This window comes from Actinoplanes sp. NPDC049548 (assembly GCF_040676695.1).
In the GTDB taxonomy this organism is placed as follows: Bacteria; Actinomycetota; Actinomycetes; order Mycobacteriales; family Micromonosporaceae; genus Actinoplanes.
In genome coordinates, this window is sequence record NZ_JBFAPM010000017.1 from 32411 (window position 1) to 49392 (window position 16982).

The 16982-nt window shown below is 72.4% G+C and carries 10 protein-coding genes; 4 read left to right on the plus strand and 6 right to left on the minus strand.

From position 1 onward, the window contains the following. The first annotated feature begins 38 nt into the window (after nucleotides 1-38). On the plus strand, nucleotides 39-1649 hold the full coding sequence (locus AB0J80_RS28060; RefSeq protein WP_364710626.1) for a phosphodiester glycosidase family protein: 1611 nt from the start codon (nucleotides 39-41) through the stop codon (nucleotides 1647-1649). Here the strand turns inward: AB0J80_RS28060 and AB0J80_RS28065 are convergent. From AB0J80_RS28065 to AB0J80_RS28090, 6 genes are all read right to left on the minus strand, one after another. Continuing rightward, nucleotides 1625-2464, minus strand: a complete 840-nt coding sequence (locus tag AB0J80_RS28065; RefSeq protein WP_364710628.1) for an SGNH/GDSL hydrolase family protein — start codon at nucleotides 2462-2464, stop codon at nucleotides 1625-1627. The genes AB0J80_RS28060 and AB0J80_RS28065 overlap by 25 nt on opposite strands. Nucleotides 2465-2566: 102 nt before the next feature. Next, on the minus strand, nucleotides 2567-3217 hold the full coding sequence (locus AB0J80_RS28070; protein WP_364710630.1) for a sigma-70 family RNA polymerase sigma factor: 651 nt from the start codon (nucleotides 3215-3217) through the stop codon (nucleotides 2567-2569). Between the two features lie 309 nt (nucleotides 3218-3526). Beyond that, nucleotides 3527-3817 carry a hypothetical protein gene (locus tag AB0J80_RS28075; RefSeq protein ID WP_364710632.1) on the minus strand — a complete coding sequence of 97 codons (291 nt, stop codon included), beginning with the start codon at nucleotides 3815-3817 and terminating at the stop codon, nucleotides 3527-3529. A 95-nt stretch (nucleotides 3818-3912) separates the two neighbouring features. Beyond that, on the minus strand, nucleotides 3913-8448 hold the full coding sequence (locus tag AB0J80_RS28080; RefSeq protein ID WP_364710634.1) for an alpha/beta-hydrolase family protein: 4536 nt from the start codon (nucleotides 8446-8448) through the stop codon (nucleotides 3913-3915). Further along, entirely contained in the window at nucleotides 8445-9152 is a 708-nt protein-coding gene (locus tag AB0J80_RS28085) for a response regulator transcription factor (RefSeq protein ID WP_364710636.1), read from the minus strand. Before AB0J80_RS28085 ends, AB0J80_RS28080 begins: the two co-directional genes overlap by 4 nt. Further along, nucleotides 9149-11416 (minus strand): histidine kinase, encoded by a 2268-nt coding sequence (locus AB0J80_RS28090; RefSeq protein WP_364710638.1) that lies wholly within the window; start codon nucleotides 11414-11416, stop codon nucleotides 9149-9151. The genes AB0J80_RS28085 and AB0J80_RS28090 overlap by 4 nt, the downstream gene beginning before the upstream one ends. Before the next feature lie 317 nt (nucleotides 11417-11733). On the opposite strand from AB0J80_RS28090, the gene AB0J80_RS28095 reads away from it, so the two are divergent. The 3 genes from AB0J80_RS28095 (at nucleotide 11734) to AB0J80_RS28105 (ending at nucleotide 16928) form a co-directional block, all read left to right on the plus strand. After that, complete coding sequence (locus AB0J80_RS28095) at nucleotides 11734-14640, plus strand: BTAD domain-containing putative transcriptional regulator (RefSeq protein WP_364710640.1); 2907 nt, start codon at nucleotides 11734-11736, stop codon at nucleotides 14638-14640. Nucleotides 14641-14725: 85 nt separating this feature from the next. Continuing rightward, the gene (locus AB0J80_RS28100) at nucleotides 14726-15001 is read left to right on the plus strand and encodes a hypothetical protein (protein WP_364710643.1); all 276 of its coding nucleotides are present in this window, start codon (nucleotides 14726-14728) and stop codon (nucleotides 14999-15001) included. Between the two features lie 55 nt (nucleotides 15002-15056). Continuing rightward, nucleotides 15057-16928: a RiPP maturation radical SAM C-methyltransferase gene (locus AB0J80_RS28105; RefSeq protein WP_364710645.1), complete on the plus strand. Its 1872-nt coding sequence runs from the start codon at nucleotides 15057-15059 to the stop codon at nucleotides 16926-16928. Nucleotides 16929-16982 lie beyond the last annotated feature (54 nt).

The following is a 16982-nucleotide window of genomic DNA, read 5'->3' on the forward strand; positions in this document are numbered from 1 at the left end:
GTCTTGCCGGTCGGGGCGCGGTGGCTTAGGACGGAGGTATGACTCGTCGCGCGCCGCTGCCCCTCATCATGGTATTTCTGGCCGGTCCGGTGGCGGTCGCGACCCCGGCCGTGGCTGCGCCCGGTGGCGCCCTGCCGCTGGGCCCCGCCGGGCTCGAGGAGGTCCGGACGACGCGGACCCTGCAGCCCGGCGTCACGCTGACCCGGATCGTGCGGGGCCATGCCGACCCGAGTGCGGTCTGGACGGTCGAGGTGGCGATCCCGGCCGGTGCGGGCTCACCCGATCCGGACGCTCCACCGGCCGCCATCAGCAGTGAGGGCGATGCCCGGGCCACTGCGGGCAGGCTCCTCGCCGCGGGCCTCGACCCCCGCGTCGAGCAGGTGGAGACGCCGCCGCTCGCCGACTTCTCCGGTGTCCTGGGCTGGCGGGTACGGGTCGGCACGACCGCCACGAAGCCGGAGGCCGACGCGCTCCGCCAGCGGGTCATCGCCGCCGGGTTCGCCGGTTCGACCGTCTACACCGGGTGGGACGGCGAGCCGGACGACGTGGGCTCGTCGACCGGCCCGTGGCACGTCGACGTCCTGACCATCGATCCGCGTGGGTTCCACGGCCGGCTCGACGCCACGTACGGGCCGGACCTGGAACAACGGGAGACCACGAGCCGGCTGGCCGCCCTGGAGGGGGCGGATGCGGCGGTCAACGCGGGCTTCTTCGTGCTCGATCCGGCGGCCGGCGCACCCGGCGATCCGGCCGGTGCCGGCGCGTACGACGGGCGCCTGGTCAGTGAGCCGGTTGCCGGCCGGCCGGCGCTGGTGCTGCGCGACGATGCCCGCCGTACGTCGATCAAGCGGTTGCGCTGGCGCGGCGAGGTCGCGGGGCTTGCGCTCGACGGGCTGAACCGGGTGCCGGGGCTGATCCGCAACTGCGGGGGAACGGGCGACGCCCCGACCGACCTGCCGCTGCACGACGTCACCTGCACCGACCCGGACGAGCTGATCGCGTTCGACGGCTCGTACGGCACGAGCACGCCGAGCGGCCCGGGTGCCGAGGTGGTCCTGGACCGCGGCGGACGCGTCATCGACATCCGGCCGGTCCGGGGCACGACCGTCCCGGCCGGCGGCCGGACCGTGCAGGGCACCGGGGCGAAGGCCGACGCGCTGCTGGCGGCCGCCCATCGTGGGCGCAGGCTGATCGTCCGGGCGTCGCTGGTCGACGAGGACGGCCGTCCGGTTCCGACACCGCGGCCCGTGTCGATCGTCAACGGCGGCCCCGAGCTGGTCCGCGACGGCCGGGTCCACGCCACGCCCGCCGCCGACGGGATGATCCACCCGGGGGAGCCCAGCTTCGCCTACGGCTGGGTGCACAAGCGCAACCCGCGCACGTTCGTTGGCGTGGACGCCAAGGGCCGCACCGTCCTGGTCACCGCGGACGGCCGCAGCACGTCCAGCGTCGGGCTGGGGATCGCGGAGACCGCGGCGGTGGCACGGTCGCTCGGGCTGCGGGACGCGATGAACCTCGACGGTGGCGGCTCGACCACGATGGTGGCCGGCGGCGCGGTCATCAACGTCCCGTCGGACGCCTCCGGTGAGCGGCCGGTCGGCGACGCCCTGGTGGTGTGCGGTGCCTACCGACCGAACATCGCCCGGTAGGACACGTCGGCGAGCATCGCCTGCCCGGCGGGCCCCGGGTGGAAGTAGTCCCACGTGGACAGGTGGGAGAGCTGGAGGGGGTAGTCGAACACCGCATTGCCGTCGAAGACGCAGTGTGGTCCCTGCTTCGCGCATGCCTCGGCGAGCTCGGTGTTGAAGTCGATGATGCGCTGGCGTACCCGTTGCCGCCGTGCCTGGTCCGGGGGCGCTTCGGAGTCGGGGTCGGCGAGCATCGACGGGCAGGTGTCGTACCGGCGCCACGCCGCGACGGCGGACGGGTCGTCGTGGCCGATGGACCAGAGCCGGTAGAGGTCAGGGATGCTGATCAGCTCGATCCGGGCGGAGGGTAGGCCGGACCGCAGGGTGGCCAGCGCGTCGTCGATGTGCCGCCGGTACGTCGCCACCGGGGTCATCGCCGCTTCGGTCGGGGCGCACGCGTCGTTCGCCCCGACGAGCAGGGTGACGTACTGCGCTCCCCGCGAGGCGGCCGTGGCGGCCTGTGCCGGCATGTCGGCGGCCCGTGCGCCCGAGGCGGCGAGGTTGTCGGCGTGGCCCTTGATCTCCGGGTTCTTCTCCTGCAGCCGCAGGTACTGACTGCGGACGGCAGGGTCCGTGCCGGTACCGAAGGATCGGGCGACGCAGTCGACGAACTGCTCGCAGGCGTTGAAGCCCCGCGTGATCGAGTCACCCAGCGCGACCATGGAGTCGGGGAACGTGCCGTCGGTGCACGGCCACGCGGTGACCATCAGGGTGCCGGCCAGGCCGTGGGCGACGACCCGGCGAACGCGCCGGAAAAGTGCCATGGGGGATGTCATGAGCGCATTGTGTGCAGCGGCGTGGTCCCAGGCGGAAGGGACCGTTGTCCCGGCCGCCTGGTACGCGACGCCGGACCGCATCGGAGGTACCGGCGGTCGAGGTCAGATCGGCGCCGCATCCCGCAGGCCCTCGGCCTCCAGCTCGGTACGCAGCCGACGGAGGGCGCGCGCCCGGGTCGGCCCGATGCTCCCGACCGGCATGCCGAGGATGCGGCTGATCCGGGCGTAGTCCGGCCGGGCCGAGTCGGCCAGCAGGCTCAGCAGGCGCCGGTCCCGCTGCGGCAGGCGGCCGATCGCCTGACGCACGATGCGCTCCCGCTCGCCGCGCAGCGCGGACCTCTCGGGCTCCTCGTGGGCGTCGGCCCGGTGCTGGTCCGACACGAGCGGCAGTTCGCGGCCCGCGCTCTGCACGACGTCGACGGCCAGGTTGCGAGCCGTCCGCAGGAGCCACGCCGTGATCCGTTCCGGGTCCCGGATCCGGCTGATGTGCTCGACCAGGCGTAACCAGGTCGTCTGTACGACGTCGGCGGCCTGCTCGGGTCCGAGGCGAAAACCGCGCGCGACGGACCACAGCAGCCGGCTGTGCCGGGCGACGAGCGCGTCCCACGCGCCCGGGTCGCCGTCGGCCGCCCGTCGTACCAGCGCGGCGATCTGCTGGGGGTCCTGCTGCCTCAGCGGGCGGCGGCCGCGGTCACGGGAGGAAGTGGTGCCGGATGAGACGTCGGGCTGGCTCGGTGCAACGGTGACGGTCATGGCTGGCCTCTTTCGCCGGCAGGACCGACGAGCTGGTCCTGGAGGCCTCAATCTCGCCGGGGACCCGTCTCGCCCGGCAGGGAGCGGTGCCCCGACCTTGTGGGCGGGTGAACACGGGACTGCGGAGGTGACTCAGTCCCGGTCCTCGGGGCCGGCGAGGCCACCCGACGCGCTCCGATGTCCGGCGGCCGGGCGGACATGGCGGGCGGCGCCCGGGACAAGGCGGCACGCCGTGAGGTGCGGGTGCGCACACAACCGCGCCCCCGACGAGGCGGGATCGTCGGAGGCGCGGCGTTCGAGGAGAAGGGACTACACGGGTACCGGCATGCGGTGGATGCGACGGCCGCCCCGGCACGACCGCGGGTAGGTGTGACGGACGAGCTCCCTGGCCCAGCGCATGCGCGCCACGGCGACGTCGGGGTGGTCGCCGAAGGCGGCGGCGACCTCGGCGGCACAGCCGCGGACGCCGCCGTGGGCGACTACCGCCCGCCGGATCGCCTCGGTGACCTCGGCGTCCGTCGGCCGTGAGTGCGCGGACAGGTCGCTGGTGAACAGCGCCTCCGTCCGGGCGGCGGTCAGCAGATCGGTCTGAGGAAGCATGGTGCGCCTCCCTCCTGGCGAGGGTCGGGTTCGCCGACCCGGCTGTTTCACGGACCCGGCCAGCGTCCGCCCGGCACCGACCCGCCCGGCAGGGGTCACTGTCCCGGCCCGCGCGGGAAGTTGCGGCGGGACCGGAGAGCCGGACCCGTGGCCGGAGCGAGGAACCGGGCGACCACCAGGCGCAGGATCTGCCCGACGCGGCGCCACGGCCCGATCAGGAGGTGGGGCGTCGGCGGGCCGCCGTTGGAGCTGCCGGGACCGGTGTCGTTCTTGACGGTCATGGCGACGGTGACGATGGCCCGGGCATGGTCCTTCTTCGGGGCCGGGGCGGGCTGCAGGTTCTCGATGATGTCGTTCACGGTTCCGATCAGCTTCGGGTCGTTGAGATAGCCGCCGTGCGCCCGTACCGGTGGCAGCGCCAGATCTCCGTGCAGGGGAACGAAGCTCGCGGGGTCGCGCAGCCGCCGGTCGACGGAGTCGTCGGCGACCGACGGGCGACCCGGCGGCACCTCCTTGTGCACGTAGGACCCGATGGCGTCGCTCGGGCGGTAGAGGTTCTGCCACCTGTGCTTGGAGGACAGCACCTGCAGGCAGCCCTCGCCGGCGCGGGCGGCGAGCGTGCGTTCGTTGAAGTAGGCCGGGAAGAACCGCGCGTACAGCCGGCGCAACGGTGCGCCGCAGGTGACCAGCCGCACCCGGTCCAGGAAGCGGGGGTCGAGCTGGGCCAGCGCGGCTGCGGTCAGCACGCTGCCCTGGCTGTAACCCACCACGACGAGATTCTCGGAGTGGTAGGGGAAGTCGCCCCTGTCCGGCCTGGTCAACAGCGATTCCATCCGGTGCACCAGCTCCGGCACCGCGCGTTCGGCGAAGCAGGGCGGGGCAAAGGGGTGTGCGGCCCGTGGCCAGAAGCTGGTGACGTCCCAGAGGACGGCGATGGGACTGCGGCGGCGGGCTCGCACGGCGCCGTACGTGAAGGCGATGATCGTCGCCGTCAGCGTGGCCACGAACCACATGCTGAAGGTCGCGGGTGCGCTGTCGTCGGTGATCTTCGACGCCGCCACGACCAGCCCCAGCACGGCGAAGGCCAGGGCGGCGAGCGCGGCGTTCGGTGCGTTGTCGACGATCCATCCGGTGGTCCACCGGCGTGCCACCTGGGTTCGCCGGCGCGCCACGGCGGCAGCCTGAGCGGTGGACACCACGTCGGCCGGGGCGCCGGTCGGACCGCCCCGGCCGTACTCGGCGATCACCGCCGGACGGTAGAGCCCGGCCAGCGAGGACGAGACCACCCTGAGCAGGAGGACGGCGAGCACGGCGACCACCAGGGCCGCTGTGACGGCGACCGCCCCGATGCGTACGGCGGGAGGCACCTCGACGCCCGTGTTCCGGGTCCGCCAGTCGAGGGCGGCGCGAGAGGAGAACAGCAGCAGCCCGGTGCCGAGCGCCGCCCCCAGCAGGACGCTCATGGCCGCCGTGACCAGCGGGCCGAACCCCCACAGCACCGGTTCGTAGCCGGCGGTCATGTCGTGGGTGCGGCGCTGCCGGCCGCCGGTGAGCAGCAGGAGCAGCAGCAGCGCGAGGAGGCCGAACTGCGCGGCGTAGACCCCGCCGAAAACCTGGTCGAACCCTGGCAACGGGGTCAACCGGCACGGTTGCTGCGAACAGTCCGTCAGCGGCGCCGCGGTGCGCCACCACAGGCCCACGGTGACGGCCGCGGTGCCGAGCAACGCCCCGGCCGCGGTGACCAGCCCCTGCAGGGCGACCTCGGCCGCGTCGTTCGGCCGGGCCCCGGAGGAAGTCTCGTCCGCCTGCCGTCGCCCCACCAGTCGTTGCGGCACGACGGCGAGAACGCAGATGGTCACCAGCCCGGCGGCACCCACCACGATCCATCCCGCACCCGGCATGCCGGCGAGGTGTGCCGGATAGGCGAGGACTCCGGCCAGCAGCGCCAGCGCGGCGGCGCCGTGCACCTTCTGGAGACGGGCGACGGCCACGCTGCCCGCCCAGAAGTGCGGGTCGGCGAGCCGGTGGAGTGCGGTCGCCGTGGTGGCTGCCGGCCGGCTGACCGCGCGCCGGGTCAGCAGCGGCCAGTTCTCGAACCGCATCCGGGACTGCCGGCCGGTGGCGTAGAGCACCAGCATCGCGAGCAGCGCGGGCACCACACTCGTGACAGCGCGCCATCCGGGTGCCTCCGGAATGCTCAGCTTGACGCTCGTCAGGGGCACGGGTATGCCGCCCTGGAAGAGGCCGTCGCCGGCGACGCATCGCCCCGTCTCCGAGCAGTGCCAGCCGACGATGTAGGTGCCGACTCCCCACAGCGTGACCATCACGGCGAGGGAGAGGACCAGAGCAAGGAGCCGGTGCACGGCGGCCATCGCTCCGGCCGTCCGCCGTACCCGGTGCGCATGGTCCGGCGTGGCCATCCAGGACGCCACGTTGACCAGCGCGAAGGGTAGAAGGATGACCCAGAGCACGCGCTGCCAGAAGTTCTCGGCCAGCGCTCCCCAGCTGTACGCCTCCCGTCGCTCCAGAGCCGGCTCGGTGGCCGGGGCCTCCCGGGATCCCGGCCGGTAGAACCCGGCCAGATCGTCCCCGGCGACCTGGAAGACCGAGGCGTGGTTCAGCGTCAGCTCGGGCGCCTCCCCGCCGACACCGTGGATCCGCAGTTCCGTGGCGACCATGGTCTTGACGTCGGCCGCCGTCGTCTCCTCGTTCCGCGCTCCGGATTCGCGTTCCTCGTCGTTCTTCTGCAACGCCTGCTGAACCTTGGAGAACACCTCGTCGGTCAGTCGGCTGTCGGCGCCGAGCGCAGTCCGGACGACGCGCGTCACGTCCGCCCGGTAGTCGTGCGCGTACCCGCGGAAGCGCACCGGCCGGTCGCCGAGGGCACCGAACGTATCGGCGACCAGTTGGAAGAACGTGACGGCCGGCAGCCAGGGGCGCAGCGGGAGATCGAGCTTGAGAACACTCGTCTTTGCTTCGACCGGTCCGATGAGCGTCCCGCCGTCGAGGTAGCCCACCGGATCGTTGTCGTGGCTGAGCAGGTAGACGCGGGCATCGTCGGCCGGGTCCAACGGGTCGTTCTGGCTCTTGACCACCGTGACCTTGTACTTCGCACCGAGGTCCGGGGTCTGCAGCCATCGGCTCACCCGTGGAGTGCCGACCCAGATCGCCCGCTCCACGCCGAGCTTCTCCGGGGAGCCGGCGCCGAACACCGCTTCGTCGTGGACAAAGGCATTCTGGCTGACGAGTGCGCCGAGGCTCTCGCCGTAGAAGGACACCTTGGGCACCTTCTCATCGTTGCGGCGACGCTCGGCGAGGGTCATCGCCAGCCGGCGATGCAACTCCCGGTAATGCCGTCGGCCGGTCTGGCCGAGAAGGAGCGCGAGGACGGAGGGAAGGGCGGCGTACCGCAGGACCAGCGTGGCGCAGTCGCCCTCGGTCAGGTATTCGAAAGTCTCGATCGCGGCCTGGTTGATGCCGCCACTGCCGGTCGGTGCGGCCAGAATCAGGTGGTCCCGCTCCAGCGCCTCGGTGCGTTCGATCTCCTGCATCATGCGGTTCACCTGCTCCCGCGGCGTCCACCGGCGCAGACCCCAGCGCGGCTTGAGTCCGACGTACAGGCGGAGCGGGGACGACGGCTTCTCTGCTCCGGTCACGTGCTCGATGTCGTCAGCGGTGCGGACACTGAAGATGAACCGCCGGCCTCCGGGACCGAGCGAGTCGAGCCCACCCATCGACTCCCAGCTGGACACGGTGGATGTCGAGGGCGCGATGGCGATGCGAGGATCGCACAGGGCGTCGGCCTTGCGCAGGTACCAGCGAGCCAGGCCCACACTCAACGAGAGCACCACAGCGCCGACGAGAAGCGAGGCGACCACGGTCAGTGCCACGGCGAGCGGCAGTCCCAGGGTCCCCCGGTCCGGATCGTCGGCCCACCACCGTGCGATCGCCACGATGATCCGGGGATACCAGACGAAGGCGACCAGCACCGCCGCACCGATCGCGAAGCTCCACAGGAACGTCGACAGCTGCGGTTTGGGCACGTCGTCGGTTTCGGGGGTGTCGGGCTGGCTCGGATCGTCGTTGAGCTCGGCGGCGAACTCCCGCTGGCGTACGACGGTGAGGCCCAGGTAGACGGCGGCCACCAGGACCACGAGGAACAAGGCGGCGTAGGGGTACACCCTCGCCGGGTAGTCACCGAAGTCGCGGCGTACCGGTGGCACCGTCGACCAGAACGCCTGGACCGCGGCGTTCACACCGGTGACGGCGGCCAGCAGCAGCGCGACCGTCCGCAGCGTCGCGGCGAGTTGGCGCACGTGTCTCGGGACACGGTCGCGGCGGGTGGGGCGGCTGAGCAGCATCAGAAGCCAGGACGACACCGTGGACACCCCCGCCCACAGGACCAGAGCCGGAATCAGCTCGGGCTGGCCGGCCCGGGGAAGCAGCGGCGTCACCAGCCACTGCAGCAGGGCGGCGGCCCCGGCGACGGTGCTCGAGGCGCCGGCGACGGCGAGGATCTGCCCCCACGCCGAGCGCGGTAACAGGGACCTGCGGCTGACGGCGAGCGCGGCGGCGGCCGCGAGAACGTACGGAGCGCTGGAGTAGATCCATTCTGGAGCCGGCTCGGTCATCCTAAGTCACCCCCCGCGTTCAACCGGGCCTCCCTGCTCCCGGGGGTGTGCTTTGTGCCCAGGCCCGCCTCCCGGGCGCGGACGATCGCCTGTGCCCGGTCCGAGACCTGCAGTTTCATGAAGATGTTCGACACGTGGTTGCGGACCGTCTTGGGGCTCAGCCCCAGCCGCCGGGTGATCTCGTTGTTGTTCATGCCCGCGGCGATGAGGTCCAGGACCTCCAGCTCACGATCGGTGAGCTGGGGGAACACCGACATGCCGGGCATGCCCCGGGACGACTGGAAGTAGTGGATCACCCGCTGGGCCACCGCGGGCCCGAAGATCGCCTCGCCGCCGCTGACCGCCCGTACCGCGCGCAGAATCTCCTGCCGTCCGGCGTCCTTGAGGAGGTAGCCCCGCGCCCCGGCGCGCATCGCGGCGAACACGGACTCGTCGTCGTCGAACATCGTCAGCACCAGCACGGCGATGTGCGGACTGACCTGGACGATCTGCCGGGTGCTCTCGATGCCGCTCACCTCGGGGAGGTGCAGGTCCATGAGCACCACGTCCGGCAGCAGCTCGGCGGCCATGCGGACCGCCTCGGTGCCGGTGACCGCCTCACCGACCACGACCAGGTCCGGATCCGTGGCGAGCAACGCGCGCAGTCCGTCGGAGAACATCCGGTGGTCCTCCACGACCAGCACCTTCGTCTTGTCTTCGTTCATCGGGGGGCCTCCGCCCGTTCCGTCAGGGGGAGCCGGGCACGGATCAGGGTGCCGCGGCCGCCCTCGGTTTCGATGACGCATTCACCGCCGAGCTCGGCGGCCCTCTCCTGCATCGAGATCAGCCCGAGACCGGCACCCGATCCCGCGGCGATGCCCCGGCCGTTGTCGTGGATTTCCACGTGCAGGGCGGCGTCCCGCCAGAGGTACACCTCGCAGCGGGAGGCGTCGGCATGGCGCGCCGCGTTGTTCACTCCTTCGAGGACGATCGAGAAGGCCGCCATCTCCACCGCGGCGGGCAGTCCCCGCAGCTCGTCCTTCGCGACGACGACGGCCTCGAACCCCCGTGGATGGGTGGAGTCGCTCGACAGCCGGAAGGAGGCTGCTCGCTCCCGCAGCGTGTCCACGAGACCGAGCTGGTCGAGGGCGGGCGGCCGCAGGCGATGCACGATGCGGCGAATGTCGGCGAGCGCCATCTTGGTCTGTTCCGCGACGAGGCGGACGCTCGTGAGGGCCTCGTCGTGGCCCTGGTCGCGGTCGAGGATCTCGAGCGCCGCATCGGCCTGCATGGCGGCCGACGCGAGGGTGGGGCCGACCCCGTCATGCAGGTCCCGCTGCAGCCGGCGGCGTTCCTCCTCGCGCGCCGCGACGAGTCGCTCGCGAACCTGCTGCAGCTCCTCCGCGAGCAGCGCGGTGTGGACCACCGCCCCGGCGTGCACCGCCAGCGCCTGCAACAGTTGCGAGTCCGCCGGCCCGAACGGCTCGCGCCCGGGTCCCGGATCGAGCATCAGGCGCCCGTCCACCTCCGGCAGGCCGGTGAGCGAGACCATCACCGGGACTCCTTGCGGGTGACCGTAGGCGACCCGGCGGAGCAGCGTACCGTCCGGAGTCCGCAGCTCTATCTGCGCGAACGGCAACCGCAGGGCCTGGGCGAGCGTCTCGACCAGCGCGGTGAGCACCTGCTGCGGCACGCGGTCGACCTCGAGGCCGGCCAGGCGCGACACCACCTCGAACGGGTTGTCCCGCTGGCCGAAGACGAGCTGACCCAGCGAGCGGCTCAACCGGACCCGCAGGGGATGGAAACACAGCGCCACCGTCGCGCCCACCGCGAGCGCCACGATCGTGGGAGGTTCGGGCACGACCCGGTTCACCAGCACCGCTGTCAGCAGGTACATGCCGAGGAGCAGGGTGGTGAGCCCGCCGTACACCAGCGATCTTTTCAGGATGACCTGGATGTCGAAGAGCCGGTAGCGCAGGATGCCGGCCACGATGGTCAGCGCGACGAGGAGGAACAGCAGGGGCTCCATGGGCCACCAGAGCAGCGACCGGCCGATGAGCGCGGAGGGCAGCTGGTTGAGCAGGATCGAGGCGCCCAGGGCCAGCAGCAGCGTGCCGAGCACCCACCGGACGCGTTGCTTGGCCGCAGGCTCGGACGTCCTCCGGTAGGCCCAGATGATCAGCGTGAGGATGACCAGGGGCGCGACCAGCTGCGTCGGCGCGGACACCGACAGCACCCGTTCCCACCGTTCCAGCGTGGTGTCGGCACGCGGCACGGTGAGGGCCAGATAGCCGAGATAGAGCATCAGCGGCATGAGATAGACGCCGGCCGTGGCCCACCGGGCGCGGCGACGCGGGGGAGGCTCGGGGAACAACAGCGCGAAGTGCGCCAGCAGGACCCACACCAGGGTCCACGCCACCGACCCCAGGACCTGGGGCCACAGTCCGCGGCCGCCGATCAGGTCACTCACCTGCATCGAGAACGGCCAGGCGGTGAAGCCCACCGGCACCATCACGGCGAGCAGGAACAGGACGCGGGCGGCCCAGTCGGCCGGCCGGCTCAGCATCACGAAGGCCCCGAGGGCGAACATCAGAACCTCGAAGACCAGGATCGGCCAGGCCTTGCGAGCGGCGTCGAGCAGCGGATACTCCGTCAGGGTCACGTCCACCCGCAGCTCGCGGCCGGCGCGCTGCACGGTGTACGTCACGTGGTCACCGACCCGCCAGCCGGTGCGGCGAACCGCCCCGGACACCGCCTCGTCGATCGGTACGCCGTTCACGGCGGTCACGACGTCCTGGGCCTCCAGGCCGCTGTCCGGAGCGAACACCGAGGTCACGAGGACCCCCCGGCCCCAGTGCGAGGCGGGGTAGGTGGCAGGGCGAGTCGCGGTGCCGTCGGAGGGGCCGGCCAGGAGTACCAGCACCAGCCAGGTGAGCGGAACGGCGACGGCGATCAGCATGCCGGCGGCGCGCACGAGCCAGCGATGCATCGTCAACCCCCGGACTCGGTGTGGAACGGGCCGGGACTCGCGCAGTGTATCCGCCTGAGATACGCCTGGTAGTGCCATAACCGCATTGTGGCCCTGCCTGCTGTCCCGGGCGGGAGGGACCGCTGTCCCGATCCGACCGGGCATGCGGCGGTCCGTCACCGCGGTACGTATCTCAGGTGAGCGATGCGCCTCGTATTCGTGGGCCCGTATCTCGGGGCAGACCCGGTACGTGCGCTTCTGGCAGAATTCGCCGATATCGATGAGCGCATGCCGTGCCCTCGTAGACTGTGGCCCTGTCTCTGCAACGGGAGGCTGCATTGGACACGCCGGGCGAGACTGCGGCGGATGACACGCCGGGCCCGGCGCTGCGCGTCGAGGTGCTGGGCCCGTTGCAGGCGTGGCAGGGTGACACCTGCCTGGTCCTGGGGCCGGTGCAGCAGCGTGTCGTGCTGTCCGTGCTCGCGCTGCACGCCAACCGGCCGTTGCGCCGCGAGCAGCTGATCGAGGCCGTCTGGGGCGACGCCGCGCCCGCCTATGCGGTGAACCTCGTGCACAAGTACATCTCGGGGCTGCGCCGGGCGTTCGAGCCGGTGCGCTCCGCCGGTGCACCGTCGCGGCTGCTCGCCTGGACGGACGTGGGATACCGGTTCTCCCTGCCGCCCGGGTGCCTCGACCTGGAGGTCTTCGACCGCGAGATCGCCCGGGCGCGGTCGGCCCGCGCCGCGGGTGAGCTGCCGGAGGCGGCGCAGGCCGTGCATGCCGCGCTGCAGCTGTGGCGTGGTCCGGCCTTCGACGGGCTGACCAGCCCGCTGCTGGACGTGGAACGGGAGCGGCTCGGCGAGCGGCGGATCAGCGTGCTCGAGGAACGCATCGAGATCGACCTGGCCATGGGCAACGACCAGGACCTCGTCGCCGAGCTGCAGCGCCTGGTCGCCGAGTATCCGCTGCGGGAACGCCTGCGCGGGAGCCTGATGACGGCGCTGTACCGCAGTGGACGGCAGGGCGAGGCGCTCGCCGCGTTCCACGCGGTGGCCCGCTACCTCAAGGAGGAGCTCGGCGTCGATCCCTCCGCCGACCTGCAGGACCTCTACCAGCGCATCCTGGCCAACGATCCCGCCCTGGCCGGCGTCGTGCCGCCCGCCCGGCTGTCCTCCGAGCCCGCCGGTGTGGCGTCCGCCCCGGCGCTGACGGTTCCCGCGCAGCTGCCGTACGCGATCCCGCATTTCGTGGGCCGCGACGCCGAGCTGCGCCGCTTGGACGAGCTGGTCGTGCAGGACGATGCCGACGGCATGGTGATCGCGGCGGTCACCGGCACGGCCGGGGTCGGCAAGACGTCGTTGGCGGTGCACTGGGCACACCGGATCCGTAGCCGCTTCCCGGACGGACAGCTCTACGTGGACCTGCGGGGTTTCGACCCCAACCTGTCCGCGGTGGAGCCCAGCGAGGCGCTGCGCGGCTTCCTGGACGCCCTGGGCGTGCCGGCGCGCCGGGTGCCGCCCACCTTGGAGCAGCAGGCCGCGCTCTACCGCAGCCTCCTCGCCGGCCGGCGGGTCATGGTGGTGCTGGACAACGCCCGCGACACCGACCAGGTGATGCCCCTGCTGCCCGGCTCGGCGGGCTGCCTCGTGCTGGTGACCAGCCGCAGCCGGCTGTCCGGCCTGGTCGCGGCCGGTGCCGTCGCGGTGCCGGTGGACCTCCTGACCGCCGACGAGGGTCGGCAGATGCTGCGGGGCCGGATCGGACCGTCCCGCGTCGAGGCGGAGCCCGAGGCGGTGGACGACCTCATCGCCGTCTCGGCCCGCCTGCCGCTGGCCCTGGCCATCGTGGCGGCGCGGGCGGCCGCCCGTCCCCGGTTCTCCCTCGCCGCGCTCGCCGGCGACCTCGGCCAGGCCCGGGGCGGGCTCGACGCGTTCGTCGGCGAGGACGAGGCCACCGACGCGCGGGCCGTGCTGTCCTGGTCGTACCACCTGCTCACGGAGCCGGCCGCCCGGCTGTTCCGGCTGCTGGGGCTGCACCCGGGGCCGGACATCTCGGTGGCCGCGGCCGCCAGCCTCGCCGGCGTGCCGGTGCCCGAGGCGCGCCGGCTGCTCGCGGCCCTGTGCGGCGCGCATCTGCTCGACGAGGTCACGCCCGGCCGGTTCGGGTTCCACGACCTGCTGCGGGCGTACGCGGCCGAGCAGGCCCGGGCGCCGGGCGCGGGCACCGAGCGCGAGACGGCCCTGACGCGGATGTTCGACCACTATCTACACACCGCGCATGCCGCCGACCGGGTGCTGTACCCGTACCGTGTGCCGCTCGACGTCGGTGAGCCCGACGCGGCGGTGACCCCGACGGAGATCCCGGACGCGGAGCGGGCGATGGCCTGGTTCGTCGCGGAGCATCCGAACCTGCTGGCGGCGATCACGCTGGCCACGAGCGCCGGTCGGGACTCCACCGCGTACGGCCTCGCGTGGACGATGACCGCGTTCCTCAACTACCAGGGGCACTGGCACGACTGGGCCGCGACGATGGAGGCCGCCCTGCAGGCCGCGCGGCGGCTCGGTGACCTCGGCGGCCAGGCCCAGGCGCACCGCCTGCTCAACCTCGCCTATCTGCAGCTCGGCCGGCTGGACGAGGCCGGCGCCCACGCCCGGCGGGCGCTGAAGGTCTTCGCGGAGCTGGGCGACCTGCCCGGTCAGGCCCGGATCCACCTCAACTTCGGACGCGTGCTGGAGCGGCAGTGCCACTTCCAGCAGGCGCTCGACCAGGCCCGTAAGGCGCTGGAGCTCTTCCGGCTCGCCGGTGACCCGCCCGGGGAGGCCGACGCGCTGAACTGGGTGGGGTGGTACCACAGCCAGCTGGGCTACCACGAGCAGGCGCTGGAGTACTGCCACCAGTCGCTGGTCGTGCACCAGGGCTCGGGCGACTGGCCGGGCCGCGCCGACACCTGGGACAGCCTGGGCTACGCGCACCACCATCTCGGCCATCACGACGAGGCCATCTCGTGTTACGAACAGGCGCTCGCGCTCTGGCACGATCTCGGCGACCGCTACCAGGTGGCGATGACGCTGCTGCGGCTCGGCGACACCCACCGTGCCGCGGGTGACCAGGTCGCCGCCCGGGACGCCTGGCTGCGGGCGATGCGGATCTTCGACGGCTTCGGCCATCCGGAAGCCGCCACGATCCGGTCCAAACTCGACCTGCTGGCCCACGGGCCGCGGGTCGAAAAAAGACATCGACGATAATAATTGGTCGCTAGGCTGGTGCCGAGGAACCGGGTCGGGTGCCGTCGTCCGGGACCGTGCCGAGGCGACCAGCGAAAGGAAAGAGATGTCCGAGAAGACCCGTGCACCGAGAACGACCCGCGGGGGGTCGGGTGCCATCATCGGAGGACTCGCTGTCGGTGCCCTGCTGGGCACGCCCGTAGCCGCCTCCGCGGCGCCCGCCGCGGAGCCGCCCGCCGTCGTCATTCCCTGTCAGCCCCCACGAGCCGCGGCCGACGCGACGGTGACCGCCATCCACGACCAGTTCGAGAAGTCGTTCACCGCCGGCGCCGTGACGCCGGCCCGGATGGACCTGGCCCCGATCATCTGTGACCAGACCTAGGGAGACACCCCCGAGGCGTGAACCCCTCGCGCTGCGCCCGCTCGGACCCGCCCCGGTGGCCCGTCCGAGCGCGGCGCAGCGCGCCACCTGGCCGGTGGTGCTGGTCTCCATGCCGTTCATGATGGCCGACCGGCCCTCGATCCAGCTGGGACTGCTCAAGGCCGTCGCGTCCGGACACGGCTACGACGTACGCACGCTGCACGCCAACCTCGACCTCGCCGCCCGGATCGGTGCCGACACCTACCGGTCACTGAGCGAGGACCGGGGGCTGATGATCGGCGACTGGCTCTTCTCCCGTGCCGCGTTCGGCTCCGCGGCCCCGGACCCGGACGGCGCCCTGCTCGACGACGTCGCGGCCGAGCTCGACCTGCCGGGCCTGAGCGCCGAGGACAGCCGGAAGCTGCTGCTGCGGATCCGCGAGCAGGACGTCCCGGCGTACCTCGACGCTCTGGCGAGCGGCTTCCCCTGGGACGAGGCCCGCGTCGTCGGCTTCACCTGTACGTTCCAGCAGAACGCGGCCTCCTTCGCGCTGGCCCGGCGGCTGAAGAGCACCTTCCCGCACATCGTGACGGTGTTCGGCGGCGCCAACTTCGAGGACGAGATGGGACTCGAGTATGTGCGCCGCGTCGACTGCATCGACTACGCCGTGATCGGCGAGGGCGACGTGGCCCTGCCCGAGCTGCTGGACGCCCTGGCCACCGGCGCCGACCCGGGAGGGGTTCCCGGCGTCGCCGCCCGCACCCCCGGCGGCGTTTCGGCAGCCGCCGCGCGGGCACCTTACGGCCGCCTGGACGAGTCGCCGCTGCCGGACTACGACGAGTACTTCGACCGGGCGGAAGCGCTGGGGCTCCAGCCGCGAGCCGGGCTCCGCACCATCCGCATCCCCTTCGAGTCGGCCCGCGGGTGCTGGTGGGGCGCGAAGCACCACTGCACGTTCTGCGGTCTCAACGGCTCGACCATGAGCTTCCGGGCCAAGTCGGCGCCCCGGGTGTCCGCCGAGCTGGCCGCCCAGGCGCGGCGCTACCGCAGCTTCCGCTTCGAGGCCGTGGACAACATCGTGGACCCCTCGTACCTGACCGGCCTGTTCCCCGGGCTCGCCGCCGCCGGCACGACGTACGACATCTTCTACGAGGTCAAGGCCAACCTGAGCCGGGAGCAGCTGAGGTTGCTGCGCCAGGGCGGCGTGACCCACCTGCAGCCCGGCATCGAGTCGCTGAGCACCCGGGTGCTCGCCCTGATGCGTAAGGGCGTCCGTGCCGGGCAGAACGTCAACGTGCTCCGCTGGGGTCAGTACTACGACATCACGATCTCGTGGAACCTCCTCTGGGGCTTCCCCGGCGAGTCGCCCGAGGACTACCGGCAGCAGGCCGAGCTCGTGCCGCACCTCGTGCACCTGCGGCCCCCCGTGGGCGCCGGCCGGGTCTGGCTGGAGCGGTTCAGCCCGCTCTTCACCGAGCCGGAGTCCGGCGTCCTGGAACGCCGGCCCGAGCGCGGCTACCGCTACGTCTACCCGGACGGCTTCGACCTCGCCAAGCTCGCCTACTTCTTCGAGTACGAGCTCGCCGACCCGCTGCCCGCCGAAACGTACGCCGGCCTGCGCGCGGCCGTCGAGGACTGGCAGGCGGCCTGGGAACGCCCCGACCCGCCGACGCTCACGTACTACTCCGCACCCGGCTTCCTGCAGATCTACGACGGCCGGCACGCCGGAGCGGAGGGCACCTACACGTTCGAGGGAGATCTCGCCGAGATCTATCTCGCCTGCGTCGACCGCCCGATCGGGGACGCCGCCGTGCGCGAGCGCCTCGGCGGGCGCCTGCCGCTCGAGGCCGTCCGGGCGGCGTTCGCCGGCTTCGCCGAGCGTGGCCTGATGGTTCTCGACGGCTCCGCCGGCCTCGCCCTGGCGCTTCCGGCGGGGGCGACGCGGTGAGCTGACTGGCGGGACGGTTGATGCATCCCACCGTTCCCGCGGTTCCCCGCTCCG

Bases quoted from the DNA above. Each gene is read 5' to 3' on its own strand.
- AB0J80_RS28060 (WP_364710626.1), top strand. From the start codon at position 39: ATGACTCGTCGCGCGCCGCTGCCCCTCATCATGGTATTTCTGGCCGGT.
- AB0J80_RS28065 (WP_364710628.1), bottom strand. From the start codon at position 2,464: ATGACATCCCCCATGGCACTTTTCCGGCGCGTTCGCCGGGTCGTCGCC.
- AB0J80_RS28070 (WP_364710630.1), bottom strand. From the start codon at position 3,217: ATGACCGTCACCGTTGCACCGAGCCAGCCCGACGTCTCATCCGGCACC.
- AB0J80_RS28075 (WP_364710632.1), bottom strand. From the start codon at position 3,817: ATGCTTCCTCAGACCGATCTGCTGACCGCCGCCCGGACGGAGGCGCTG.
- AB0J80_RS28080 (WP_364710634.1), bottom strand. From the start codon at position 8,448: ATGACCGAGCCGGCTCCAGAATGGATCTACTCCAGCGCTCCGTACGTT.
- AB0J80_RS28085 (WP_364710636.1), bottom strand. From the start codon at position 9,152: ATGAACGAAGACAAGACGAAGGTGCTGGTCGTGGAGGACCACCGGATG.
- AB0J80_RS28090 (WP_364710638.1), bottom strand. From the start codon at position 11,416: ATGCATCGCTGGCTCGTGCGCGCCGCCGGCATGCTGATCGCCGTCGCC.
- AB0J80_RS28100 (WP_364710643.1), top strand. From the start codon at position 14,726: ATGTCCGAGAAGACCCGTGCACCGAGAACGACCCGCGGGGGGTCGGGT.